A 26,107-nucleotide genomic window follows, 5' to 3' on the forward strand; every position below is an offset into this window, starting at 1 on the left:
CGAGGGAGATCATCCGCCGAAGTCATCCAGCAGGATGTTCTCGGGTTCCACGCCCAGATCCAGCAGCAGCTTGATCACCGAGGCGTTCATCATGGGCGGCCCGCACATGTAGTACTCGCAGTCCTCGGGGGCCGGATGGTCCTTGAGGTAGTTCTCGTAGAGGACGTTATGGATGAAGCCGGTGGGGCCATCCCAGTTGTCCTCGGGCTGCGCGTCGGAGAGCGCCAGGTGCCAAGTGAAGTTGGGGAACTCCTCGGCCAGCTGGTCGTACTCGTCGTTGTAGAAGGTCTCGCGCCAGGAGCGCGCGCCGTACCAGAACGAGATCTTGCGCGACGACTTGAGGCGCTTGAGCTGGTCGAAAATGTGGCTGCGCATCGGCGCCATGCCGGCACCGCCGCCGACGAAGACCATCTCGGCGTCGCTGTCCTTGGCGAAGAACTCGCCGAAAGGCCCCATCACCGTGACCTTGTCACCCGGCTTCAGGCTGAAGACGTAGGTGGACATCAGCCCCGGCGGATGGTTGGTGTTGGGCGGCGGGGTGGCGATACGAATGTTGAACTTGAGGATGCCCACTTCTTCCGGGTAGTTCGCCATGGAGTAGGCACGGATGACTTCCTCGTTGTTCTTGTGGGAGATCTTGTAGAGATCGAACTTCTCCCAGTCGCCCTGGTACTCCTTGTCGATATCGAAGTCAGAGAACTTGATGTCGTAGGGCGGCGCCACCAGCTGCACATAGCCGCCGGCGCGGAAGTCGACGTTCTCACCCTCGGGCAGCTTGAGGTTGAGTTCCTTGATGAAGGTAGCGACGTTGGGGTTCGAGACAACCTCGCACTCCCACTTCTTGACGCCGAAGACCTCCTCGGGCACTTCGACCTTCATGTCCTGCTTCACCGGCACCTGACACGAGAGGCGCCAGCCGTCCTTCTTCTCGCGCATCGTGAAGTGAGACTCTTCGGTTGGCAGGATCGCCCCACCGCCCTCTTCCACGCGGCACTTGCACTGGGCGCAGGAGCCGCCGCCGCCGCAGGCGGAGGAGAGGAAGATGCCGTTAGCGGCCAGGGTGTTGAGCAGCTTGCCGCCGGCTTGGGTAGTCAGGGTGTGCTCGGGGTCGCCGTTGACCTCGATGGTCACGTCCCCACTGCTGACGAGCTTGCTGCGGGCGGCCAGGATCACCAGGGTCAGACCGATGATGATCAGGGTGAACATGACCACACCGAGCAAGATGACGGTTGTTTCAACCATGTCGGTTTCCTATTGCTTCACGTTATCTGGACCCCGGCGGCACAGCTTGCCGCCGGGAGAGCACGACCTGCCTCAGAGCTGGATGCCGGAAAAGGACATGAAGCCCAGCGACATCAGACCCACGGTGATGAAGGTGATGCCCAGGCCCTGCAGGGAGCCCGGAACGTCGCTGTACTTCAGCTTCTCGCGGATACCCGCCAGGGCGGTAATGGCCAGCGCCCAACCGGTGCCGGCGCCGAAGCCGTAGACCACGGACTCGCCGAAGTTGTAGTTACGTTCGACCATGAAAAGCACGCCCCCGAGGATGGCGCAGTTCACGGTAATCAGCGGCAGGAACACGCCCAGCGCGTTGTAGAGCACAGGCACGTACTTGTCGAGGAACATCTCGATGATCTGTACCACGGCGGCGATGACGCCAATGTAGCTGAGCAGGCCCAGGAAGGAGAGATCGATGTTCTCGGCACCGGGGATCCCCGTCCAGGTCAGAGCCCCTTCTTTCAGCAGGACATTCAGGACCAGATTGTTGACCGGTACGGTAATGGTCAATACCACGATCACCGCGATGCCGAGGCCGAAGGCCGCGGAAACCTTCTTGGAGAGCGCCAGGAAAGTACACATGCCCAGGAAGAACGCCAGGGCCATGTTCTCGACGAAGACCGAGGCAACGAATAGGCTCAGATAGTGTTCCATGTTACACCGCCTCCTTCGGTTCGGTGTTGTGCTTCATCTTGAACTCGTTCTCCTCGATCTGCTCCGGGTTGACGGCACGCAGCACCCAGATGATCAGGCCGATGATGAAGAACGCGGAAGGCGGCAGCAGCAGCAGACCGTTAGGTACGTACCAGCCACCGTTCTGCACGGTCTCGAACACGGTGAAGCCGAAGACGCTGCCGGAGCCGAGTAGTTCACGGAAGAAGCCCACGGTCAGCAATATGAAACCGTAGCCAATGCCGTTGCCGATGCCGTCCAGAAAGGCGAGCTTGGGCCCGTTCTGCATGGCAAAGCCTTCGGCACGCCCCAGGATGATGCAGTTGGTGATGATCAGGCCGACGAACACCGAGAGCTGCTTGGACATCTCGTAGGCGAACGCCTTGAGCACCTGATCCACCACGATCACCAGCGAGGCGATAATGGTGACCTGTACGATGATGCGTATCGACGAGGGGATGTGGTGTCGGATCAGCGACACGAACAGGTTCGCGAAGGCACAGACGGCGATAACCGCCAGAGTCATGACCAGCGACACGCTCATGCTGGTCGTTACCGCCAGGGCGGAGCAGATGCCGAGCACCTGCAGCGCGATGGGGTTGTTCTTGAACAATGGCGCCGTAAGGACGCCTTTCGGAGTTGCATCCGCCATGATCAGGCTCCTTCCGCTTCGAATTCGACGTCGGTGTCCACGGCGTCATCCTGATCGACGCCGCTGCGGAACTCGGCTAGGTACTCGCCGAAGCCTTCCGGGCTCAGCCAGAACTGCAGCATATTGGTGACGCCGTTGCTGGTCAGGGTCGCGCCGGAGAGGCCATCGATTTCATGCTCACCGCTGCCTGTGCCCTTGACCACACGAATGGCCGGGGTCAGGTCACCTTCCTCATCAAAAATTTCCTTGCCCTCCCACTGGGCCTGCCAGCGCGGATTATTCACCTCGGCACCCAGGCCCGGGGTCTCGTTGTGCTCGTAGTAGGTGATGCCCACGATGGTGTTGCCGTCGCCCTCGACAGCGAGGTAGCCGCGCATCAGCCCCCACAGGCCCTGGCCACGAATGGGCAGGATGATTTGCTCGGGGTCGTCGGGATCACCGACGAGATATACGGTGACAAAGTTCTCGACCCGAGAGAGGCCGGCGATATCGCGATCACCGGAAAGAGCTCGCCCGGTAGCGGGGTCGCGCCGTGCCTCGAAATGGTCGAAGGTCTCCGGATCAAACTGGTCGGTGTACTCCCCGGTACGCATGTCCACCACCCGCGCGGTGACCTCACCGAAGGCCGCTTCGACATCCATGCCGCTCTCGTAGAGGTTGGCGACGCGCAGGACGTTGGTCTTGCGGTCGAGTTCCTGGTTGAGCTGCTGCATGGGACGCAGCGCCACCGCGGCGGTGGAGACGATGACCGAACACACGATGCAAAGTGCGAACGCCACCCCCAGAATCTTCTTGATGGAGTTGTTGCTCTGTGCCATCAGGCAGTCTCCTCGGCCGGTGCACCGGTGCGCTGTTTCCGGCGCTTGATGTTGGCCTGCACAAAGAAGTGGTCGATGAGCGGCGCAAACAGGTTGGCGAACAGGATCGCCAGCATGATCCCCTCGGGGAAGGCCGGGTTCACCACGCGAATCAGCACAGTCATGATGCCGATCAGTACGCCAAACAGCAGGCGACCCTGGTTGGTCATGGAGGCAGACACCGGGTCGGTGGCCATGAACACCATGCCGAAGGCGAAGCCGCCGACGACCAGGTGCCAGTACCAGGGCATGGCGAACATCGGGTTGGTGTCGGAGCCGATCAGGTTGAACAGTGCGCTGGTGGCCACCATGCCGAGGAACACCCCGAGCATGATTCGCCACGAGGCGATGCGCGTCCAGAGCAACACCGCGGCGCCGATGAAGATCGCCAGGGTCGAGGTCTCACCCACGGAGCCGGGGATGAAGCCAAGGAAGGCGTCCCACCAGCTGAAGGTGGTGGTCAGGGCGGCCATGCCGTCCTGGAAGGCGATGGAGAGCGCGGTCGCGCCGGAGTAACCGTCGGCCGCCACCCACACCGCGTCGCCGGAAATCTGCGCCGGGTAGGCGAAGTAGAGGAAGGCACGACCGGTCAGTGCCGGGTTGAGGAAGTTCTTGCCGGTACCGCCGAAGATCTCCTTGCCAATCACGATGCCGAAGGTGATGCCCAGCGCCACCTGCCACAGCGGAATGGTGGCCGGGAGAATCAGCGCATAGAGCACAGAGGTAACGAAGAAGCCTTCGTTGACCTCGTGGCCGCGCTTGATGGCGAACAGCACCTCCCAGAAGCCACCGACCACGAAGGTCACCAGGTAGATCGGCAGGAAGTAGGTCGCGCCGAGCACGAAGTTGGCCCAGAAGCTGCCAGGATCATGCCCCGCCGCCAGGGTCATCATGATCGCCTCGCGCCAGCCGGCCATGGAGGCATAGCCGTCGGCGATGGCGGTATTGGTCTGCCAGCCGGCATTCCACATGCCGAAGAGCATCGCCGGGAAGGTACACATCCAGACGGTGATCATGATGCGCTTGAGATCCACCCCATCACGCACGTGGGCGGTGGTCTTGGCCACGCTGGGCGGCGTGTAAAAGACGGTATCTATCGCCTCATAGAGCGGGTAGAACTTCTCGAACTTGCCACCCTTGTGGAAGTGTGGCTCGAGACTATCGAGCGTTTGTCGAATTGGCATGATCAGGCCTCTTTCTCGATCAGGGTGAGGTTATCACGCAGGATGGGGCCATATTCGTACTTGCCGGGGCACGCGTAGGTGCACAAGGCCAGGTCCTCTTCATCCAGTTCCAGACACCCGAGCTGCATGGCAGACTCGATGTCACCCACGATGAGCGAGCGCAACAGCTGCGTGGGCAGGATGTCCAGCGGCATCACATTCTCGTAGGCACCCACCGGCACCATGGCGCGTTCAGAGCCGTTGGTGGAGGTCGTCGGCGCATAGTCCTTGAGGCCGGTGATCCCGGACAGGTAGATACCCATCACCGAGTGACGATCCTTGCCCGGCGACAGCCAACCCAGGAAGAATCGCTTGTTGCCCTCCTCGAGCAGACTGACCTGGTTATGGAAGCGACCCAGGTAGCGCAGGCTGCCTTCACAGGCGGAACCAGAGAACACCGACCCGGAGATCACGCGGGTGCCCTCCGGGTCGACCACCTCGCCGGCCAGCAGTTCCTCGGTACTGGCACCGAGGCGGGTGCGCAGTAGCCGCGGCTTCTCGACGCGCGGACCGCCCACGGCCACCACGCGGCTCGTCGCAAGCTTGCCCTCGGCGAAGAGCTTGCCGAAGGCGATGACATCCTGGTAGCCGATGTGCCACACGCGCTTGTGCAGGGCCACGGGCGACAGGAAGTGGATGTGGGTGCCGACGAGGCCGGCCGGGTGCGGGCCACCGAACTCCTCGACCTGAACGCCCTTGACGTCACCGCCGGGGATGCGGGCGGCCGGTGCCGTGCACAGGTAGACCTTGCCCTCGGTCAGGCGAGCCAGCACCTTGAGTCCATCCTCGAAGGCATCGGGCTGTTCGTTGATGATCTCGGCAGGATCCGGGCACAGCGGATGGGTATCCACCGCGGTGACGAAGATATCGACCGGCTTGCCGTCGATGGCCGGGGTGCGCGAGTAGGGTCGGGTGCGCAGCGCGGTCCACAGGCCGGAGTCGACCAGCTGGTCGACCACCACCTGACGCTCCAGCCCCTCGAGCTTGTCACGGCCGTGGGCCTTGAACTCGACGGCTTCCTCAGTCTCGTCGACCTTGATCACCACCGAGAGCAGGCGACGCTTCTCGCCACGGTTGATGGCGACCACCTCGCCGGCGGCCGGCGCGGTGAAGCGCACGCCATCGATCTTCTTGTCGGTAAAGAGCAGCTGGCCCAGCTTTACCTTGTCTCCCTCCTTGACCTCCATGGTCGGCTTCATGCCGACGTAGTCGGTTCCCAGGACCGCCACGTGACGCACCGGGCGCGCATCCTCGATGCGCTGCTCGGGCGCCCCCGTGATGGGGAGATCCAGGCCTTTCTTGACTTCGATCATAGTCTCGCCCAGTTGATGGATCGGATAGATGAAGGAAAGGGGTTCGAATGGATTCGAATTCTTGTCGTGTCGGTACGTTTACCAGTCCGGTCCGAGCCAGGCTCGAACCACCCCGAAAAATCTCTCGCATTATAAAGACTAGGCGAAGCAATGACTACCTGAGCGAAGGTCGCAGGAGCTGACCTGTGGCAAGGGAAAAAATGTCGCAGGCCCGCCGGCCACCACCCCCACCATACGCAGAAACCCCCGCCGGAGCGGTTCCGGCGGGGGTTTCGGTCAGGCAGTGGGCTCGCCTCAGGCGCTGGCGCGGGGCAGCTTGAGGAAGTGCACGTTGGACATGTGCTGCAGGATGCGCACCACCTGGCAGCTGTAGCCGAACTCGTTGTCATACCAAACGTAGAGGACCGCGTTCTTTCCGTTGGCGATGGTCGCCTTGGCGTCGACGATGCCGGCGTGACGGTTGCCGACGAAGTCGGTGGAGACCACCTCGGGGGAGTCGACGTAGTCGATCTGCTTCTGAAACGGGGAGTCCAGGGACATGCGGCGCAGGAAGTCGTTGAGGGCCTCGGCGTCGGTATCCTTCTCCAGGCGCAGGTTCAAGATCGCCATGGAGACGTTGGGGGTCGGCACGCGGATGGCGTTGCCAGTGAGCTTGCCGGCGAACTCCGGCAGCGCCTTGGCCACCGCCTTGGCGGCCCCGGTCTCGGTGAGCACCATATTGAGCGGTGCGCTGCGGCCGCGACGGTCACCCTTGTGGTAGTTGTCGATCAGGTTCTGATCGTTGGTGTAGCTGTGTACGGTCTCCACGTGGCCATGCTCGACGCCGAACTCGTCGTTGAGCACCTTGAGCACCGGCACGATGGCGTTGGTGGTGCACGAGGCCGCGGAGAGGATGCGGTCTTCCTCGGTGATGGCGTCGTGGTTGATGCCGAAGACGATGTTCTTGATGTCGCCCTTGCCCGGCGCGGTGAGCAGCGCCTTGGCCACACCCTTGCACGCCAGGTGCTGGCCGAGGCCCGCCTCGTCGCGCCAGATGCCGGTATTGTCCACCACCACGGCGTTGTCGATGCCGTACGCGGTGTAGTCAACCTCGGTGGGCGAATCGGCGTAGATGACCTGGATGACGTTACCGTTGGCGGTGATGGTGCGGGCTTCCACGTCGATGCTGATGGTGCCGTTGAAGGGACCGTGGACGGAGTCTCGGCGCAGCAGGCTGGCCCGCTTCTCGAGGTCCTTGGCGATATCGCCGCGACCGCGCACGACGATGGCACTCAGGCGCAGCAGGTTGCCGCCGCCGGCCTTCTCCACCAGCACCCGGGCCAGGATGCGGCCGATACGCCCGAAGCCGTAGAGCACCACGTCCTTGGGTTCGCCGTTGTTACCGCTGGCGTCGTGCTTGTCGACGATCTCGGCCAGCTCCTCGCGCAGGAAGGCCACGGCGTCGCCGCCGCCCTGCTTCTTGAAGGCCACGCCGAGCTTGCCCACGTCGACATGGGCCGGGCCCAGGTTGAGCTCGCCCATGGCCTGGACCAGCGGGAAGGTGTCCTGCACGGAGAGCTCGGTTCCCTCGACCTTCCGCACGTAGCGGTGGTCCTTCAAGATACGGATCACACTGCGGTTGAAGAGCGACCGCCCGTAGAGGGTGGTGACCACGTTGTTATGACGGTAGAGCCTACCGATCATCGGGATCAACTGCTCGGCAAGCGCCTGGTTGTCGTGCCATTCCTGAAAGACGGTATCGGAGGGTTGCTGAGTCACGTGCGGCCTCACTGGTGGGGTTGAAGGGTCGCGGCCATTATCCGGAGCCCGCTCCCGGGGTCAATCGCAGGATGGTCGCAGCCCCTGTAGCGGCATTACACAAAGGCCCGAGTGACGACAAATCGGCGGTCGGCCGGGATCTGCTATCATGTGCGTTTCGGAAGATAGCCGACCGACGTGACCATGCCCAATTTCTCGCCGCTGGACCCGCCCCGCCCCGAAGGCGTACGCGACACCCTCTACTGGCAGGCCCCCCATGGCAGCGCCGCCGCCCTGGCCCTGGCGCGCCTGGCCGAGGATGCCCCGCTGCTGGTGATCACCGCCGACACCGCCCAGGCGCTGCGCCTGGAGAGCGAACTCGCCTTCTACAGCCGGGTGCCGGTGCTCCCCTTCCCCGACTGGGAAACCCTGCCCTACGACAGCTTCTCCCCCCACCAGGACATCGTCTCGGCGCGGCTGCGCACCCTGCGCCGTCTGCAGGACGGCGAGCATGGCATCGTACTGGTGCCCATCAACACCCTGATGCAGCGCCTGCCGCCGGTGGCGTACATCGCCGGACGAGTGCTCACCCTGGAGGTGGGCCAGCGGCTCGATCGTGAACGCTTCCGCGAAGCGCTCTCCCGGGCCGGCTACCGGGCGGTGGAGACCGTCTTCGAACCCGGCGAGTACGCCCTGCGTGGCGCCATCATCGATCTCTTCCCCATGGGCACGGAGGCGCCGCTGCGCATCGACCTGTTCGACGACGAGATCGACACCCTGCGCCGCTTCGACCCGGACACCCAGCGCAGCCAGGAGAAGGTCGAACGCGTCGACCTGCTGCCGGCCCACGAATACTCGCTGTCGCGCAGCGCCATCGCCTGCTTCCGCGAGGGCTTCGAGACCCTGTTCGACGTCGACCCTCGCCAGTGCCCGCTCTACGTGGATGCCCTCAAGGGCATCCCCTCGCCTGGCCTGGAACAGTACCTGCCGCTGTTCTTCGAGGAGACCGCGACACTCTTCGAACACCTGGCAGAAGGCACCCGGGTCGCCCTGCTGCCCGAGGTCCACGGCGCCGCGGAGCACCACTGGGCGGCCATCGAGAGTCGCTTCGGGAACCTCGGCGTCGACCCCACTCGACCGCTCCTGCCCCCCCACCGGGCCTTCGTGCCGGTGGCCGAGGTGTTCGGGGCCATCAGGCGCCACCCCCGGGTGGAATTGACCGAGGACGTGGAGCATCGCCACGCCCTCGCCCCCGCCAGCCAGGCGCCCCCCGAGGTCGGCATCAACGCCCGAAGCAAGGAGCCCCTGGCGGCGCTGTCGGCCTTTCTTGCCGATCACGCCCGTTCCCGGGTGCTCTTCGTGGCAGAATCCCGCGGGCGCCGCGAGGCCCTGGAGGAGGTCCTGGGGCCGCTGCGTCTCAGCCTGCCCCACGTGGCGGACTTCGCCGACTTCCTCGCCGTCGACAGCACCATGGCGATCACCGAGGGCGAACTCGAGGCCGGCCTGTGGCTGACCGACCCCGACCTCGCCGTGATCAGCGAGTCGGAGCTCTACGGCGAGGTGGTGCGTCAGACCCGCCGCCGCGAGAAGGCCACCGACGCCGACGAGCTGGCCATTCGCCACCTCTCCGAGCTGCGCCCCGGCTCTCCCGTGGTCCACCAGAGCCACGGCGTGGGCCGCTACACGGGGCTCGAGACCCTGGAAGCCGGCGGCCAGGCCGCCGAGTTCGTGACCCTGGAGTACGCCGAGGGCGCCCGACTCTACGTGCCGGTGGAGAGCCTGCACCTGATATCGCGCTATGCCGGCGCCGATGACGAACTCGCCCCGCTGCATCGACTCGGTTCCGACCAGTGGGAGAAGGCCCGCCGGAAGGCCGCCGAGAAGATCCGCGACACCGCTGCCGAGCTGCTCGACATCTACGCCCGCCGCGAGGCCCGGGAGGGCTTCGCCTGCGCCCCTCCCGACGCCGAGTACGCCCGCTTCGCCGCGGGCTTTCCCTTCGAGGAGACCCCGGACCAGCGCGCCGCCATCCATGCCGTGATCGAGGACATGACCGCCCCCAGGCCCATGGACCGGGTAGTGTGTGGCGACGTGGGCTTCGGCAAGACCGAGGTGGCGATGCGCGCCGCCTTCCTGGCGGTGCACTCCGGCCGCCAGGTGGTGGTGCTGGTGCCCACCACCCTGCTCGCCCGCCAGCACTTCGAGAACTTCCGCGACCGCTTCGCCGATACCGCGGTGGCCATCGAGCTGGTTTCTCGCTTCACCGCGGGCAAGGGCCAGGCCGCCGCCATGGGCCGCATCGAGGCGGGCCAGGCGGACATCGTCATCGGCACCCACAAGCTGCTCGCCAAGTCGATGAAGCTGCCCAAGATGGGCCTGCTGATCATCGACGAGGAGCACCGCTTCGGGGTCGCCCAGAAGGAGCGCTTGAAGCACCTGCGCGCCGAGGTCGATATTCTGACCATGACCGCCACGCCGATTCCGCGCACCCTCAACATGGCGATGAGCGGCATCCGCGATCTCTCCATCATCGCCACGCCCCCGGCGCGACGCCTGTCGGTCAAGACCTTCGTCCAGCGCCGCGAGGAGCCGATCATCAAGGAGGCGATCCTGCGCGAGATCCTGCGGGGCGGCCAGGTCTACTTCCTCCACAACGAGGTCAAGACCATCGAGACCGCCGCTGAGACGGTGCGCGAACTGGTGCCGGAGGCGCGGGTCGGGGTGGCCCACGGCCAGCTGCCGGAACGGGCCCTCGAGCGCATCATGTCGGACTTCTACCACAAGCGCTTCAACGTGCTGGTCTGCTCCACCATCATCGAGACCGGCATCGACGTGCCCAGCGCCAATACCATCCTCATCGAGCGCGCCGACAAGTTCGGCCTGGCCCAGCTGCACCAGCTGCGGGGCCGGGTCGGGCGCAGCCACCACCAGGCCTACGCCTACCTGCTGACGCCGCCGCCCAGCGCCATGACCAAGGACGCCATCAAGCGCCTGGACGCCATCGCCGGGGCCGAGGCGCTGGGGGCCGGCTTCACCCTGGCCAGCCACGACATGGAGATCCGCGGCGCCGGGGAGCTGCTCGGCGAGGAGCAGAGCGGCCAGATGGAGGCAATCGGCTACGGCCTCTACATGCAGATGCTCGACCGCGCCGTGGCGGCGATTCGCGCCGGCAAGACGCCCAACATCGAATCACCGCTGGACGAGGGGGTCGAGGTGAGCCTTAACCTGCCGGCGCTGATCCCCGACGACTACCTGCACGACGTCCAGCAGCGTCTGGTGATGTACAAGCGCATCTCCAGCGCCGCCGACGAAGCGGCGCTCAAGGAGCTGCGGGTGGAGATGATCGACCGCTTCGGCCTGCTGCCGGCGCCGGTCAAGACCCTGCTGCGCCAGACGAAACTGCGACAGCGCGCCGAGCAATTGGGCATCGTCAAGCTCGAAGCGGGCCCAGAGCGCGGCCGGGTGATCTTCGGCGGCCACACCCGGGTCGATCCGCTGACCCTGGTGGAACTGATTCAGCGCGACCCCGCGCGCTATCGCTTCGACGGCGCCGACACCCTGCGTTTCGAGGCGACCATGGGCAACGAGGAGGCCCGCTTCCAGGCGGTGGAGCAACTGCTCGAGACCCTCAACCGCAAGGCCGAGGCCGCCTGACAGAGGGTCGAGAACCAAGGGCCAAGGGCCTAGGGCCTAGGGCCAAGGGCCGAGGTCCTAGGCGTATGGTGAGGGGGTCCTCCCCCCTGCCCTATGGGCCCCGGGCACTCTATACTGTCGGCAAAGCGTTTGATCGCTGCCGAAAACCAATGGCACCGTGCAAGGAGCGCCCGGCGCCCCCGACGATGGATGACGCCAACCCCAGGGGGGCGGCGCCCCACACGAGAAGAATGACGTTGATGAACACCACGATACTGACAAGGCGCACGGTACGCGGCGCCATTACCCTGGGCCTCTCCGCCCTGCTCGCCACCGGCGCCCTGGCCGAGGAGCGCGACAGGCCGCGAGGCCATTTCGCGCTGCCGGAATCCGGCAACGTGATCGGCGAGAACTACACGGTCACCGTCCAGGAGGGGGACACCCTGGTGGATCTGGGCCGTACTTACAACGTGGGATACGAGGCCATCCGCATGGCCAACCCCGACGTCAGCATCTGGGCGCCCTTCGAGGGCACCGAGGTCGTGATCCCCGACCAACACATCCTGCCGGACGCGGAGCGCGAGGGCATCGTCATCAACCTCTCCGAGATGCGGCTCTACTACTACTCCGCTCCGGGGGTCGTGGAGACCTACCCGATCAGCGTGGGCCGCGACGGCTTCGGCACCCCGGTGGGCGTGACCCGCACCACCGTGAAGGTGAAGGACCCGGCCTGGTCACCGCCTCGCTCCATGCGCGCCGAAGCTGCCGCCCGCGGCGAGCCGGTCCCCGCGGTGGTCCCCCCCGGCCCGGATAACCCGCTGGGCCGTCACGCCATCCTGCTGGGCCTCCCCAGCTACCTGATCCACGGCACCAACCGTCCCGACGGCGTCGGCATGCGCGCCAGCCGCGGCTGCATCCGCATGTTCCCCGAGGACATCGAGTCACTCTACGAGCGTGTGCCCAGTGGCACCCGGGTCAACATCATCGACCAGCCCTTCAAGGCCGGCTGGGCCCCGGATGGCACCCTCTATGCCCAGTCCTTCCCGCCGCTGGAGGAGAACGAGGGCAGCTTCGAGCCGCTGCTCAACGCCATCGAGACGGTGGCCAGGGCCTTCGGCGACGAGAAGCCCCCCGTGGACTACGCCCGGCTGCGCGAACTGGTGGAGCAGCCCGACGGCCTGATCGTGTCGCTGCTGCACACCGCCGACGAAGCCCCCACCCCCGCCACGCCGGCTCCTGAGGTGGAAAACCTGTTTGGCGGCGAACTGGAGCTCAGCGCACGGTGAGGGCCAAGGGCAGAGGGCCAAGGGCAGAGGGCCAAGGGCAGAGGGCCAAGGGCAGAGGGCAGAGGGCCAAGGGCCAAGGGCAGAGGGCCAAGGGCCTAGGAAAGAGGGCTTAGGAAAGAGGGCCTAGGCCCTTGGCCCTTGTGGCCCTTGGCCTTGGCCCTGCAAAACGAGAAGACCCCGCCTCGGCGGGGTCTTCTCGTTTTGCAGAACCGCCACTGCCCGAGGGCAGCGCCGGCACTCCGACAGAATTACTTCTGCATGGAGCGCTGGAACATGCGGTTCATTTCGTCGCGGTTCTGCTCGGACATCTGCAGGGCCGCCTGGGCGTCGCGCTGAGCCTGGTTGGCGGTGTTCTGAGCCTGGGTAGCGATGCTGCGGGCTTCTGCAGCGTCGGCCTGTGCGGACTCGGCGGTCTGGCGGACTTCTTCCAGGGCGCCACTGGAGGCACAGCCAGCCAGAATGGCCAGGGAGGCGGCGGCGACGGTGATCTTCAGGGTGGTCTTCAGAGTCATGGTGTTCTCCTTGAGTCTTCCTTGGGTACTGCGTTGGTGATTGCCTGAGATCAGGCTTCCTGCACGAGCAGGCTATGATGCAGCGACTTGTGCTGCTTAGCACAGGAGTCAAACGCTGTTTTATTATAGACAAACGCGCTTGTCCATAGCTTTGATCTTCCCTTGCGCACGTAACAGCCTAGCGGATCACGACGCGGGTGCCAATGTCGATCAGCGAGGCGAGCCGTTCGATCTGGTCATCGGTCACCGCCACGCACCCCTGGGTCCAGTGGAACTGCTGGTGGATAGCGGGGTCGCCCTTGCCGATCCCGTGGATACCGATGAAGCCGCCCAGGGCGGTCTGCTGGGGCGGATACCCCTGGCGCCGGTAGTAGTCGTAGTAGTCGTCGTAGTCCTGCTGGGTGAAGACACCCTCCTCCAGTGCCATCCGCGCATGGGACGGCGTGGGGTAATCAATCCCGATGAAGATGTGCCAGTCGCTCTTGTGGTTGAAGCGATTCACGCGGAACTCGCCCCGAGGCGTCACGTTGCTGCCACGCAGTCGCGCCGACTTGGCGCCACCGCGCCCGAGCGAGATCGGGGCAAACTGGTGCAACTGGCGGTTGCCGCGGTAGAGGGTGAGGGTCGCTTCGCGGTCGTCTACCAGCACCCAAACCTCGTTGTCATGACGGGGCACATGGGCTCGCGACAACAGGGTGTCGATCAGGTTGGCTGACGCCTGCTGGGTGCCGAGCAGCGCCAGGGGGGCGCCCAGGGCCATGAGGGTGAAGCGGCGGCGGGATAAGGGGCTCATCGGGATAACACTCGGGGTGGGACAAATTGGAGACTCGTCGTCGTTTATAGCGCATCCGCCCCCCTCCTGTCAGGTCCCGGGCCCTCAAGGAAGCCTGGGCGGATCGAGGGCATGGCCACCCGACGCACCGCCATCTAGGCTGTGGTGAACGGCAGCCCCCCTCCGCCTCACGCGTCCGGACCCTCCGTTCATGGACAAGGAGTCCCGCATGACCCGACCGAATCGCCCCGCCCTCCCCGCCGCCTTCGCCGACGATACGGCCTTCGCCACCTGGGTCGCAGGCCACGGCGTGATCCGCCATGAGTCGGTGACCGTGGAGCGCATCGCCGAGCTGCTCCGCCGCCACGCCCGGGACCCGGCACGCCGTCGGGCCTGGCTCGAGCGCCTGATCGCCGCCGACCGCCTCGCCTGCATGGGCATGTGGCTGGTCGCCCACATGACCTATGCCCGGCGCGTGCGCCTGGACGGCGAGTCGCTGACCGCGGAGGACTTCAAGCCCATCCCCGAGGGGCACACCGGCGGCGCGCTCAACATGGTGCCGGCCTACGTGGGCTATCTCGGCGCCAACGCCATGAGCGAGCTGACCCGCAGCTGGCTGATGGGCCAGGGGCACTGCGTGGCGGCCATCGACGCCGTCAACCTGCTAATGGACAACATGGGTCCCGCCCATGCCACCCGCTACGCCCTGACTGAGGCCGGCCTGACCCGGCTGGTCAACGACTTCTACCGCTGCACCGTGGACGCCGATGGTCACCCCGTCTCGCCGCTGGGCAGCCACGTCAACGCCCACACCGCCGGCGGCATCGGCGAGGGCGGCTATCTCGGCTTCGCCGGGCTGCAGTACGTGCACATGCCGCTGCCTGGCCAGCACTTGGTGGCCTTCCTCAGCGACGGCGCCTTCGAGGAGCAACGCGGCAGCGACTGGGCCTCGCGCTGGTGGCGCGCCGATGACTCAGGCCCGGTGGTGCCGGTGATGATCGCCAACGGCCGGCGCATCGACCAGCGCACCACCATGAGCCAGTCCGGCGGCACCGACTGGTTCGAGGACCACCTGGTGCTCAACGGCTTCGCGCCGTTGACCATCGACGGCCGCGACCCCGCCGCTTTCGTCTGGGCGATCCTTACCGCCGAGGAGGAGCTGGCCGACCAGGCCGAGCAGGTGCACGCCGGCCGGACTCGCTACCCGCTGCGCCTGCCCTACGTGATCGCCGAGACGGTAAAGGGCTTCGGCTTCCCCGGGGCCGGCACCAACGCCGCCCATAACCTGCCGCTGGGCGGCAACCCCTCGTCGGACGATGCCGCCCGGTCTGCCTTCAACGAAGGCGCACGGGCGCTGCACGTGCCCGAGGACGACCTGCGCGCGGCCATCGCCGTGCTCAACAACCACGCCGAGAGCGGTCGCGCCCGGGAGCGCGACCACCCCCTGGCAGACCCTCACCCGGCCCTTCCCGTGCGCCCCGAGCTACCCGACTGGCCCCTGGGTGAGGCCGTTTCACCCATGGCCGCCATCGACGACGCCTTTGTGGCCCTGGTGGAGGCCAACCCCGACCTGCGGGTGCGGGTCGGCAACCCCGACGAGATGCGCTCGAACCGGCTCAACCGCACCCTCGACCGCCTCAGGCACCGGGTAACCGAGCCCGAGGACGGCGTGGCCGAGGCCCTGGACGGCTGCGTGATCACCGCGCTGAACGAGGAAGCGGTGGTCAGCGCGGCACTGGCCAACAAGCAGGGGCTCAACCTGGTGGCCAGCTACGAGGCCTTCGCCGTCAAGATGCTCGGCGCCATGCGTCAGGAGATCCTCTTCGCCCGCCACTGCCGCGAGGCGGGCCGCCCCCCCGGCTGGCTGTCGCTGCCGGTGCTGGCCAGCTCCCACACCTGGGAGAACGGCAAGAACGAGCAATCCCACCAGGACCCGACCCTCTGCGAGGCGTGGCTGGGCGAGATGGACGACGTGGCGCCCACGCTCTTTCCCGTCGACGCCCCCAGCGCCGCCGTTGCTCTTCTCGATCTCTATGCCAGCCGCGGACGCATCGCGGTGATGGTGGTGCCCAAGAGCCCGGTCCCGGTGTCCCTGGACGCCGAACAGGCCGTGAGACTCGCCGAGGATGGCCTGCTCTGCCTGCATGAGGCCGAATCGCCGCGCCTGCAGCTGTTCGCCGTGGGCGCCTACCAGCTGATCGAGATGCGCCATGCCCTGGTTCGCCTGGAGGCCGCTGGCATCGCGACGAGCCTCTACGTGATCCAGGCACCGGGCAAGCTGCGTGAGGCCCGGGACGAGGGCGAAGCAAGCGCGGTGCTCAGCCAGTGCCGGCTCAGCACCCTGGTGCCCGAGGTCGCCGCCCGGGTGTTTCTCGCCCACTGCCGGCCGGAGCCCCTGGCCGGCGTGCTGCGCCCGCTGGATACCGGCGCGCGCACGCGTTTCCTGGGTTACCGCAACCGTGGGGGCACCCTGGATACCTTCGGCATGCTGTTTGCCAACCGCGCCACCTGGGCCCACGTGCTGGAGGCGGCGAGCGAAGTGGCCGGGCTGGATCTCGAGGCCCTGCTCGGCGATGCGGAGCGCGACGCCCTGGCCGGCGAGGGCGACCCCGAGGTGCTGCGCCACCCCTGACCCACTGCACCTACCATGACCCCCTGAACGTGCGGCGGCCTCAACTGGGCAGCAGCGCCCCCATGCGCAGCACCTCGCGCAGGCTGGTGATCCCCTGCTCGGCCTTGGTCAGGCCCTCCTGCAGCATGAGCGTCTCGCCGCGCTCCAGCAGGGCGCGGCGCAGCCGCGACTCATCGGCGTTGCGCAGGATCAGGCCGTGATCGGCCGCGGTGGGCTGCCACACCTCGAAGACCCCGGTGCGCCCGCGAAAGCCCAGGCCGTCGCAGCGATCGCAGCCGCCGGGCAGCCAGGTCTCCTCGAGCAGGGCATGGGCCTCCAGCACCTCCTGCCCCGCCCCCGGCGGGGTCTCGAGCAGCGGCCACAGCCTGGGCAGCAGGCGGCGGTTGGCGTGTCGGGTCGTCTCGTCGGCCATTGGGATCCTCATCCGTCGGGGCACCCGTCGCGGGTGCGGACCCTATCAGCCTAGGTGCGATCGCCAGGGCCTGCCCGCCCGGGGCCAGGCGCGGCAGGCCGAGGGACGGGGCGTGGGGCGGGCACTTCGGCAGACCCGCCCAGCCCCAACCGAGCGGCGTTGCCCACCACCGAGAGCGAGCTGGCCACCATGGCCAGCACCGCCACCTGGGGCGGGATCACCATCCAGGCGGCCAGCCCCAGGGCCAGGGCATTGTAGAGCCCCGAGAGCGCCAGATTCTGGTGCATCACCCGACGGGTGGCGCGGGCAATGGCAATAGCCGCCGGCACGCCCTGCACGCCACTCCCCAACAGTTGGATCGCCGCCGCGTCCCTGGCGGCGACACTGGCATCCGCGGTGGCCACCCCCACCGTCGCCGCGGCCAGGGCCGGGGCGTCGTTGATGCCGTCCCCCACGTAGAGCACCGGCCTCGGCAGCGCCGCCACCAGGTGGCGCTTGGCCTCCGGGGAGCGCCCGCCGAAGCAGGCCTCTGGTTCGAGCCCCAGGCGCCCACCGAGGCGGCGCACCAGAGCCGGACGATCGCCGCTGATCAGCGCCAGCGCCAGCCCCTGGAGGCGCAGCGCCGTCAGGGTCGCCGGGGCCGATGGGTCGGGCTCGTCCTCGAGCCACAGGGTGCCCAGCCACGCCCCGTCACGGCAGAGCGCCACCTCGCTGGCCCAGGGCGGCCCCGCCTCGCGCTCGAGTGGGTCCGCACCCCGGTCTTTTAACTCACGGACCCGCCAGCCGGGAGCACCGATGCGCAGCGTCTTGCCGTCGGCGTCCCGCACTTCGCGCCCCCGCCCGGGGTGCTCGGTGATCGCCGCTGGCGCCTGCCCCGGGGCGATCCCCGCCTCGGCGGCGGCGGCGCGGATCGCCAGCCCCATGGGGTGCTCACTGCCCCACTCGGCCCGGGCCGCCAGGGCCAGCAGTCGCTCGTCGCTGATGCGCTCGTCACTCATGCCCGGGGCCGGGAACAGGGCGGCGAGGCGCAGGGTGCCGCGGGTCAGGGTGCCGGTCTTGTCGAAGGCCACGGCGCGGGCCTGGCCGGCGAACTCCAGGGCCCCCGGGTCGCGAAACACCACGCCGGCCTCCAGCGCGAGGGCGCTGCCGGCCAGGCTGGCCATCGGCACCGCCAGGCCCACCGCGCAGGGACAGGCCACCACCAGCACCGACAGCGCCCTCACGGCGGCCTCCTCCGCAGACACTCCGGCCAGCAGCAGCGCGACCAGGGTCATGAGTGCCAGTGCCAGGGCAACGGGACTGAGCCAGGCGGCGAAGCGCTCGGCCAGGCGGCGCAGCTCCCCTTTGCCTGCCTGCAGGGCCTGCACCTGGCGGTGCAGGCCGTCCAGGCGGCGAGCGCCCACCCCAGCGGTCACGCGCAGGGTGAAGGGCGCCCCCAGGTTGCGACAGCCCGCCGTGAGCACCGCCCCCCGGGTCAGGAGGCGGGGACGGCTCTCCCCGGTGAGCAGGGCGAGATCCAGCCGCGCCTCGGCGTCCTGCAACTCGCCGTCAAGGGCCAGGGTTTCCCCCGTCGCGACGACAATCCTCTCGCCGGGGGCCACCTCGGCCGCGAGCACTGCCTCCTCGTTTCTCCTTTCTCCGCGTGGGCTATCCTCGCCTTTACTTTCACTCAGCCGATAGACGCGATCGGGCAGCGGGGCCAGCCCCTCCAGGGCACGCAGCCCGCGGTAGCGCGCCAGGGTCTCCACCCAGCGCCCCGCCAGCAGCAGCAGCACCAACATCACCGCGGTATCGAAGTAGACCTCCGCGGAGCCGCGCCCCAGCAGCCACAGGGAGACCGCAAGCGCCCCGATGACGCCCAGCGAGACCAGGGCATCCATTCCGGGGCGCCCGGCGCGCAGGGTGCGCCAGGCGGCGCGGTAGAATGGCCCGGCGGCCAGGGTCACCACCGGCAGCGCGAAGGCGCCGGAGACCCAGGCCAGCACCCGCTCCAGTCGCGGCTCGGGCAGGGCGCCGGCGTAGATCAAGAGCGACGCCAGCATGGTCCACATGCCAAACGCCGCGGCCAGCATCAGCCGACCCGCCAGGTCACGGCTCTCCGCGTCCAGGCGAGTGCGGGCATCCGGCGCCGACTCGAGCGCGCAGAGCCGGTAGCCGAGCCGCCCCACCGCCACGTCGATACGCTCAGGCGTCACGGCCTCAGGCGCCCCCTCCACCAGCAGGGTCGCGGAGAGGTAGTCCACCCCCGCACGATTCACCCCCGGCAGGCGGCGCAGGCGGTGCTCGATGGCCAGGGCGCAGCTGGTGCACCACATGCCCTCCACCGAGCGCAGCAGCTGGGCATCGCCGCCCGCGACGGGATCGGCCGCGGCCGAATCGGAGGCAGTCAGGAAATCGCGTTCGGTATCGAGGGAGGCGTCACGAGCGGACATGGCCCCTCCCCTACAGGCAGGGCGGCAGAGCCACCAGCGGCAACCCCAAGAAGGCTACCCCTGCCGCCGAGTAGAGATGCAGACCGGCTCCCACCAGGGCGATAAAGCGCGGCCTGCCGACGACGCCACGGCCGAAGCGCAGCCCCCGCCAGGCCAGCCAGCCGAGCAGCGCCAGGGTGGCCAGGGTAAGCACGGCGAGCCAGGCGTTGATGGCGGTGAGGGCGCCCTGCCCAGGCAATGGCGGCGCCAGTTCACAAGCCACCGAGAGACCGGCGTAGAGCGCCACGAAACACAGACTCCAGAGGGTCAGGCCCAGCAGCAGATGGACGGGGTGGCTCGGTGCCAGCCATCGGCGCAGCAGATTCATGGGCCGGCTCCCGTCAACCGAGGCAGCAGGGCGATGGCCGCCATCAGGATCCAGTAGACGCCCACCTGGTAGCGCCACAGCAGCGCCACCACGCCGGGCTCGAAGGGCAGCCGGGCGCTGACCAGGCCGAGCCCCGCCCGCCACGCCTGCAGGGCAGCCAGCACGGTAGCCAACCCGCCGTGGGCGAGCAGATAGGCGAGGCCCACCAGCAGGGTGGCGTCGTGGGCCGTGGCGGTGGGCGATAGTCCCGCGGCCATGAGTACCAGCACCAGCAGCGCCACATGCAGCCCGCCCAGCGCGGTGATGGCGGAGAGGACCAGGGTGAGTCCCGCCTCCCGGCCACGCCGCAGCGCCGTCACCCGGCGCTCCAGCCATAGGCTCCCCAGGGTGAGGGCCGCCCCCGAGGCCAGCAGCAGCGGCAGCGAAAGCGGCGACTGAGCGGGCATCTGCCATTCAGGCGACACCGTCCACAGATAGAACCAGCCGAACAGCAGCGAGAGGAAGAAGGCGCCGTCCGCAAGCAGCGTTACCCCCATGGTCCAGCGCCCGGGGCCATCGGCGGTGCGCGAGTGCAGCGGCGGCTCCTCGGGTTCGTCATGCCCCAGGGGGGCGGCCCGGGAGTGGCCGCCGTTCTCCCAGGACCAGCGCAGCAGCAGCACCCCCGCCCCCGCCAGACCCAGCAGCGAAAGCGGATAGAGGCGCACCAGCAGGCTCACGCAGACCACTGCCAGGCAGAGCGCGGCGTAGAGCGGCAGCAGGCTGTTGCCGGGCAGATGGATCACCTGGCGCACCCGACCGGTCAGGGCCTCGCTGCCGAACAGCTCGCGGCGGCCGTGGGCGGCGCCGGGCCGGGCATGCTCACCGCGGGCGATCTCGTCCCCCAGGGTGGGGCGCTCCCACAGCGGATGGCGGCTCTCCACCCGGGGAAGGCTGGCGAAGTTGTAGTTGGCCGGCGGCATCGCCAAGCTCCATTCCAGGGTATCGGCGCCCCAGGGATTGGGCGGCGCACGGCGCCCGTAGCGGCCGTGGAGTACGAGGTCCACCAGCACTGCGGCGATGCCCGCCGCCATCATGAAACTGCCGATGGAGGAGATCAGGTTATAGAGGTCCCATCCCATGGCGCTGTCGTAGGTGTAAACGCGCCGCGGCATACCCAGCAGGCCGGTCCAGTGCATGATCAGGAAGGTGAGATTGAAGCCCAGGAAGGTGAGCCAGAAGCCGAGCCGACCGAGGCGCTCGGAGGGCATGCGCCCGGTGACCAGCGGCAGCCAGTAGTAGGCCCCGGCCAGCAGCGGAAAGAACATGCCGCCCACCAGCACGTAGTGCAGATGGGCCACCACGAAGTGGGTGTCATGAACCTGCCAGTTGAAGGGCACTAGCGCCAGCATGACGCCGGTGAGCCCGCCGCAGACGAAGATCACCAGGAAGCCCGTGATCCACAGCATCGGCAGGGTCATGCGCGGTCGGCCCAGCCATAGGGTCGCCAGCCACACAAACACCTGAATGGCGGTGGGCACCGCCACCAGCATGCTGGCCGCCGAGAAGAAGGCCTGGGCGAGCTGGGGAATGCCCACGGTGAACATGTGGTGGACCCACAGGCCGAAGCTGATGAAGCCGGTGATGGCGATGGCTGCCACCACCCAGCCGTAGCCGACGATGGGGCGCCCCGCGAACACGGGGATCAGGGTCGAGACAATGCCCGCCGCCGGCAGGAAGATGATGTAGACCTCGGGGTGGCCGAACAGCCAGAAGAGGTGCTGCCAGAGGATGGGGTCACCGCCGCCGGCCACCGTGAAGAAGGGCATCCCGGCGGCGCGCTCCAGCTCCAGCAGCACGCTGCCGAGTATCAAGGGCGGGAAGCCCACCACGATCATCAGCGCCATGGCCAGGATGTACCAGGCGAACAGCGGCATGCGATGCAGCGCCATGCCCGGCGCCCGGGTGCGCAGGATCGACACGGTGAGCTCAACCCCGGCGGCCAGCGCCGAGATCTCCACGAAGGTGATGCCCAGCAGCCAGAAGTCCGAACCGGGCCCGGGAGCATACTCGCTGCTGCTCAGCGGGGTGTACATGAACCAGCCGCTGTCCGGGGCCATCTCCAGCAGCAGGCTGGCGAAGAGGATGATCCCGCCGAACAGGTAGCACCAGTAGCCGAAGGCGGTGAGCCGCGGACAGGTCAGGTCCCGGGCGCCGATCATCTTGGGGATCAGATAGATCGCCAGCCCCTCCAGCATAGGGATGGCGAACAGGAACATCATCAGCGTGCCGTGCATGGTGGTGACCTGGGCGTAGATCTCCGGCGACATGAAGTCCTGATCGGGCAGCGCCAACTGGGTGCGAATCAGCATCGCCAGCACGCCCCCGAGCAGGAAGAACACCAGGCCCGTGACCATGAAGCGCAGCCCCAGGGTACTGTGATTGACCACGCTGAGCCGGCCGCGCCAGCCGGGCGGGTTGCCCCACACCGCCTCCATCTCGCGGTGCAGGTGCTCGGCCTCGGGGGTGGGTCGCATCGATTCGCTCATGGGCGCAGGGTCTCCAGCCAGGCGCCCAGGGCCTCGAGTGCCTCGGGCGAGAGTTGGTCATGGGCGGGCATGCGGTTGCCGGGCTTGAGGCGCTGGTGCTCGGCAAGCCAGCGGGCAATGGCGCCCTCCTCCATGGCCAGGGTGCCGGCGCCGAGGGTGGCGCGGGCGCCGATGTCGGAGAGATTCGGCCCCACGTCTCCCAGACTGAGCCCCGCCACCCGGTGGCAGCTGGCGCACTGTTCGGTGAAGGTGTCGCGGGCCGGGGCATGAGCGTCGGCAGGCTCGGGAGGAGACACGCGCCGGGCCGCCAGCCAGGCCTCGAACTCCTCGGGCGGCACGGCCTCCAGGTGGAGCTGCATATGGGCGTGCTGGGCGCCGCAGTACTCGGCGCACTGGGCGCCGAACACCCCAGGCGTATCGGCCTGAAGGCGGATGCGGTTGATGCGCCCGGGAATCATGTCGATCTTGCCGCCCAGGCGCGGCACCCAGAAGGCGTGGATGACGTCGGCGCCGGTGACGTGGAAGTCCACCGGCTCGCCGGCGGGCATCACCAGGTGGTTGGCGGTAATTACCTCGCCCTCGTCGTCCGGGTAGCGCACCTCCCACCACCACTGGTGGCCGGTGACCTCGATCACCCTGGGCGCCTCCCCTCCGGGCAGCGGCAGGGGCAGCAGGCGTTGACCGGTGGGCACCCCGAAGGCCAGCAGCACCAGGATGGTTACCCCCGGCAGCAGGATGCCGCCGCCCAGTATCCAGCGAAGCCCCAGGCGGCGCTCCTCATCGGGGCTATAGCGTTGGCCGGGGCTGTAGGCTTGGCCGGGGCTTCGCGCGGCACGATCACGAGGGCGGAAGGCGGCCAGCCACAGTGCCACCACCGCCAGGAACACCAGGCCGAAGCCGATCAGCATGCCCCACCATAGCCAGGCCACGTCCCGGGCCGCGGGCCCCGCGGGGTCGAGAATCGAGTGGCTGCCGCTGCAGCCGGCCAACCCCATGGACAGCGACGTGACCAGCATCGGGAAAAGCAACGTGGGCAGCGCCGAGGGTGGCGAGTTCAGGTTGACCCGCGGGGCGCAGCGGCCTTCACTGTCTCTAACGTGATCACCCCCAACGCCACCGACAGGGACGCCGCCATGCCCCCCACGCCCCAGCGCTCCATCCACAGCCGCGCCGCCGTTGCCGGCCACCCGCTGCATCCCGTGATGATCCACTTCCCGGTGGCCGCCCTGCTGGGCCTGGTCGCCAGCGACCTGGGCTTTCTTGTCACGCAGGACCCCTTCTGGGCCCGCGCCTCGCTGTGGCTGGCCGGGGTGGGCGCCTTCGGCGGCTGGGTGGCAAGCCTGGCCGGGCTCATCGACCTGGTGACAGTCAAGCGCATTCGCCGCCTGATCACCGCCTGGAGCCACGCCATGGTGGCGGTGGTATTGCTGTCGCTGGCCTCGCTGAACTGGCTGTGGCGCTTCGCAGGCGAGGCCCTGCTCCCTTGGGGGCTGGCCCTGACCCTGGCCACCGCGGCGCTGATCGCCCTGGCCGGCTTCCTCGGCGGGCAGCTGGTCTACGAGCATGCGGTGGGCGTGGATCTGGACGACTGAGGCGTGAGACTTCGGCATTCGCTCTTCTCCCGGGCTCAGAGTGGCGGCTTGGCCAGCACCAGACCGACCACCGCCAGCATGGCGAGCCCGGCCACGCCGCCAGCCACGAGCGCGCCAGCGGCCACCCACCGTGGCTGACCATGCTCCAGGCGCAGCAGCAGCCAGCCGCACAGCCCGTGGGCCAGCACCATGGCGCTCACCGCCATCAGCTTCAGCACCAGCCAGGGGCCTAGGATGCCGTGAATCAGGAACAGCAGGGTCCCTGAGGCAATGGTGAGCAGCGCAGCGGGGCTTGCCAGGCTGTTGTAGAAAAGACGGGGAAGCGGCGGCGCGGCGGGCGAAAAACCCTGGGCCACTCGCTCCGGCCGGGCCAACTGGCAGAGCAGTGCCGGCAGGTAGAGCAGCAGCCCGCACCAGCTCACCAGGGCGATGATATGAAGGAACTTGATCCAGGGCATGGGCGTCCTTGCGGCGGAGCCGGCTCCCGGCCGGCAACACCTTCACCCTAGTCCAGGCGCGCCCTCACGGCCATGTTGCACTCAACTATCGAGACGACTGGTGAGCCACTCCTGGTGGGAGCTGCGGCTCAGCCGTAAAGGCCCTGGCTTCTCAGGTAGTCGTCGTAGCTGCCGCTGAAGTCGGTGATCCCCGTCTCGCTCATGTCGAGGATGCGGGTCGCCAGGGAGGCGACGAACTCGCGGTCGTGGCTGACGAAGATCAGGGTGCCCGGGTAATTCTCCAGGGCCAGGTTGAGCGCCTCGATGGACTCCATGTCCAGGTGGTTGGTGGGCTCGTCCATCAGCAGGACGTTGGGCCGGGTCAGGATCAGCTTGCCGAACAGCATGCGTCCCTGCTCGCCGCCGGAGATCACCTTGACCGACTTGCCGATGTCGTCGCTGGAGAAGAGCATGCGCCCGAGTGCCCCGCGGATCACCTGCTCGCCGCCGTCGGTCCACTGAGCCATCCACTCGAACAGGGTCGCGTCATTGACGAAGTCGTCGGCGTGGTCCTGGGCGAAGTGGCCGAGCTCGGCGCTGTCGGTCCATTTCACGCTGCCGGCCAGCGGCGCAAGCTCGCCGGCCAGGGTGCGCAGCAGGGTGGTCTTGCCGATGCCGTTGGGGCCGATGATGGCGATGCGCTCGCCGGCCTCCACGGTCATGCCGAAGCGCTCGAGCAGCGGCGCCTCGCCGGGGTAGCCCTGGGTGAGCCCCTCCACGTTGACCGCATTGCGATGGATCTTGCGTGCCTGCTCGAAGCGGATGAAGGGGCTGACCCGGCTCGAGGGCTTGATCTCCTCGAGCTTGATCTTGTCGATCTGGCGCGCCCGGGACGTCGCCTGTTTGGCCTTGGAGGCGTTGGCCGAGAAGCGGCTGACGAAGGCCTGCAGATCGGCGATCTGCGCCTTCTTCTTGGCATTGTCGGCGTGCTGGCGTTCGCGGGCGGCGGTGGCCGCGGTCATGTACTCGTCGTAGTTGCCCGGGAACAGCCGGATCTCGCCGTAGTCCAGGTCCGCCATGTGGGTACAGACGCTGTTGAGGAAGTGGCGGTCGTGGGAAATGATGATCATGGTGCTGTTGCGCGCCTTCAGCATCCCCTCCAGCCAGCGGATGGTGTTGATGTCCAGGTGGTTGGTGGGTTCGTCCAGCAGCAGCACGTCGGGATCGGCGAACAGTGCCTGGGCCAGCAGCACGCGCAGTTTCCAGCCCGGGGCCACCTCGCTCATGGGACCATAGTGCTGCTCAAGCGGAATGCCGAGCCCCAGCAGCAGCTCGCCGGCCCGGGCCTCGGCGGTATAACCGTCGAGTTCGGCGAAGCGCACCTCCAGGTCGGCCACCGCCATGCCGTCTTCCTCACTCATCTCGGGCAGCGAGTAGATGCGCTCGCGCTCGGCGGCCACCCGGGAAAGCTCGGCATTGCCCATGATCACGGTGTCGATGACCCGATCCTGCTCGTAGGCAAACTGGTCCTGGCGCAACTTGCCGAGCCGGGCGCCGGACTCGACCATCACCTGGCCCCCGGAGGGCTCCAGGTCGCCGCCGAGGATCTTCATGAAGGTGGACTTGCCGCAGCCGTTGGCCCCGATCAGGCCGTAGCGGTGGCCGTTGCCGAACTTGATGGAGACGTTCTCGAACAGGGGCTTGGCCCCGAACTGCATGGTGATGTTGGCGGTCGCGATCAAGGAGAGGGTCCGGTCGGTGCATGGAGGGGGCAA

20 protein-coding genes are annotated in these 26,107 nt (G+C 67.6%); 4 read left to right on the plus strand and 16 right to left on the minus strand.

The features are described from left to right. Nucleotides 1-9: 9 nt before the first annotated feature. From nqrF to ACR80S_RS05785, 7 genes are all read right to left on the minus strand, one after another. Entirely contained in the window at nucleotides 10-1,242 is a 1,233-nt protein-coding gene (gene nqrF / locus ACR80S_RS05755; RefSeq protein WP_435402793.1) for an NADH:ubiquinone reductase (Na(+)-transporting) subunit F, read from the minus strand. Between the two features lie 72 nt (nucleotides 1,243-1,314). After that, complete coding sequence (nqrE, locus tag ACR80S_RS05760; protein WP_435400303.1) at nucleotides 1,315-1,932, minus strand: NADH:ubiquinone reductase (Na(+)-transporting) subunit E; 618 nt, start codon at nucleotides 1,930-1,932, stop codon at nucleotides 1,315-1,317. A 1-nt stretch (nucleotide 1,933) separates the two neighbouring features. Then, nucleotides 1,934-2,602, minus strand: coding sequence for an NADH:ubiquinone reductase (Na(+)-transporting) subunit D (locus ACR80S_RS05765; RefSeq protein ID WP_435400304.1), 669 nt, complete (start codon nucleotides 2,600-2,602; stop codon nucleotides 1,934-1,936). A gap of 2 nt (nucleotides 2,603-2,604) precedes the next feature. Next, nucleotides 2,605-3,420, minus strand: a complete 816-nt coding sequence (locus ACR80S_RS05770) for a Na(+)-translocating NADH-quinone reductase subunit C (protein ID WP_435400305.1) — start codon at nucleotides 3,418-3,420, stop codon at nucleotides 2,605-2,607. After that, entirely contained in the window at nucleotides 3,420-4,643 is a 1,224-nt protein-coding gene (locus tag ACR80S_RS05775) for an NADH:ubiquinone reductase (Na(+)-transporting) subunit B (protein ID WP_435400306.1), read from the minus strand. Before ACR80S_RS05775 ends, ACR80S_RS05770 begins: the two co-directional genes overlap by 1 nt. Nucleotides 4,644-4,645: 2 nt before the next feature. Further along, the gene (locus tag ACR80S_RS05780; RefSeq protein ID WP_435402794.1) at nucleotides 4,646-5,995 is read right to left on the minus strand and encodes a Na(+)-translocating NADH-quinone reductase subunit A; all 1,350 of its coding nucleotides are present in this window, start codon (nucleotides 5,993-5,995) and stop codon (nucleotides 4,646-4,648) included. A 294-nt stretch (nucleotides 5,996-6,289) separates the two neighbouring features. Beyond that, the gene (locus ACR80S_RS05785; RefSeq protein WP_435402795.1) at nucleotides 6,290-7,753 is read right to left on the minus strand and encodes a glyceraldehyde-3-phosphate dehydrogenase; all 1,464 of its coding nucleotides are present in this window, start codon (nucleotides 7,751-7,753) and stop codon (nucleotides 6,290-6,292) included. A 183-nt stretch (nucleotides 7,754-7,936) separates the two neighbouring features. On the opposite strand from ACR80S_RS05785, the gene mfd reads away from it, so the two are divergent. Together mfd and ACR80S_RS05795 are read left to right on the plus strand one after the other, a co-directional pair. Next, nucleotides 7,937-11,386 (plus strand): transcription-repair coupling factor, encoded by a 3,450-nt coding sequence (gene mfd / locus ACR80S_RS05790; protein WP_435402796.1) that lies wholly within the window; start codon nucleotides 7,937-7,939, stop codon nucleotides 11,384-11,386. A 239-nt stretch (nucleotides 11,387-11,625) separates the two neighbouring features. Continuing rightward, entirely contained in the window at nucleotides 11,626-12,651 is a 1,026-nt protein-coding gene (locus ACR80S_RS05795) for a L,D-transpeptidase family protein (RefSeq protein WP_435402797.1), read from the plus strand. Between the two features lie 248 nt (nucleotides 12,652-12,899). Here ACR80S_RS05795 and ACR80S_RS05800 read toward each other — a convergent pair whose 3' ends face one another. After that, nucleotides 12,900-13,163 (minus strand): Lpp/OprI family alanine-zipper lipoprotein, encoded by a 264-nt coding sequence (locus ACR80S_RS05800; protein ID WP_435400311.1) that lies wholly within the window; start codon nucleotides 13,161-13,163, stop codon nucleotides 12,900-12,902. A 178-nt stretch (nucleotides 13,164-13,341) separates the two neighbouring features. Beyond that, nucleotides 13,342-13,956, minus strand: a complete 615-nt coding sequence (locus ACR80S_RS05805; RefSeq protein ID WP_435400312.1) for a L,D-transpeptidase family protein — start codon at nucleotides 13,954-13,956, stop codon at nucleotides 13,342-13,344. A gap of 208 nt (nucleotides 13,957-14,164) precedes the next feature. Between ACR80S_RS05805 and ACR80S_RS05810 the strand changes: the two genes are divergently transcribed. Continuing rightward, nucleotides 14,165-16,567 carry a phosphoketolase family protein gene (locus ACR80S_RS05810; RefSeq protein ID WP_435402798.1) on the plus strand — a complete coding sequence of 801 codons (2,403 nt, stop codon included), beginning with the start codon at nucleotides 14,165-14,167 and terminating at the stop codon, nucleotides 16,565-16,567. Between the two features lie 40 nt (nucleotides 16,568-16,607). Here the strand turns inward: ACR80S_RS05810 and ACR80S_RS05815 are convergent, their stop codons facing one another. The 5 genes from ACR80S_RS05815 to coxB are packed head-to-tail and all read right to left on the minus strand — an operon-like array spanning nucleotide 16,608 to nucleotide 23,319. Then, on the minus strand, nucleotides 16,608-16,979 hold the full coding sequence (locus tag ACR80S_RS05815; protein ID WP_435402799.1) for an ATPase, T2SS/T4P/T4SS family: 372 nt from the start codon (nucleotides 16,977-16,979) through the stop codon (nucleotides 16,608-16,610). A 50-nt stretch (nucleotides 16,980-17,029) separates the two neighbouring features. After that, nucleotides 17,030-19,411: a heavy metal translocating P-type ATPase gene (locus ACR80S_RS05820; protein ID WP_435402800.1), complete on the minus strand. Its 2,382-nt coding sequence runs from the start codon at nucleotides 19,409-19,411 to the stop codon at nucleotides 17,030-17,032. Nucleotides 19,412-19,421: 10 nt separating this feature from the next. Next, nucleotides 19,422-19,778, minus strand: a complete 357-nt coding sequence (locus ACR80S_RS05825; protein WP_435400316.1) for a hypothetical protein — start codon at nucleotides 19,776-19,778, stop codon at nucleotides 19,422-19,424. Beyond that, a complete protein-coding gene (ctaD, locus tag ACR80S_RS05830; protein WP_435400317.1) occupies nucleotides 19,775-22,303 on the minus strand; it encodes a cytochrome c oxidase subunit I in 2,529 nt (842 codons plus the stop codon). Before ctaD ends, ACR80S_RS05825 begins: the two co-directional genes overlap by 4 nt. Next, nucleotides 22,300-23,319 (minus strand): cytochrome c oxidase subunit II, encoded by a 1,020-nt coding sequence (gene coxB, locus ACR80S_RS05835; protein ID WP_435400318.1) that lies wholly within the window; start codon nucleotides 23,317-23,319, stop codon nucleotides 22,300-22,302. Before coxB ends, ctaD begins: the two co-directional genes overlap by 4 nt. A gap of 117 nt (nucleotides 23,320-23,436) precedes the next feature. Here coxB and ACR80S_RS05840 point away from each other — a divergent pair, with 117 nt between their 5' ends. Continuing rightward, the gene (locus ACR80S_RS05840; RefSeq protein WP_435402801.1) at nucleotides 23,437-23,895 is read left to right on the plus strand and encodes a DUF2231 domain-containing protein; all 459 of its coding nucleotides are present in this window, start codon (nucleotides 23,437-23,439) and stop codon (nucleotides 23,893-23,895) included. 35 nt (nucleotides 23,896-23,930) lie between these two features. On the opposite strand, the gene ACR80S_RS05845 is transcribed toward ACR80S_RS05840, so the two are convergent. Together ACR80S_RS05845 and ACR80S_RS05850 are read right to left on the minus strand one after the other, a co-directional pair. Then, entirely contained in the window at nucleotides 23,931-24,353 is a 423-nt protein-coding gene (locus ACR80S_RS05845; protein WP_435400320.1) for a CopD family protein, read from the minus strand. 128 nt (nucleotides 24,354-24,481) lie between these two features. Continuing rightward, the gene (locus ACR80S_RS05850; protein ID WP_435402802.1) at nucleotides 24,482-26,074 is read right to left on the minus strand and encodes an ABC-F family ATPase; all 1,593 of its coding nucleotides are present in this window, start codon (nucleotides 26,072-26,074) and stop codon (nucleotides 24,482-24,484) included. Between the last annotated feature and the right edge of the window lie 33 nt (nucleotides 26,075-26,107).

The organism is Halomonas salsilacus (assembly GCF_051216275.1).
GTDB lineage: Bacteria > Pseudomonadota > Gammaproteobacteria > Pseudomonadales > Halomonadaceae > Halomonas.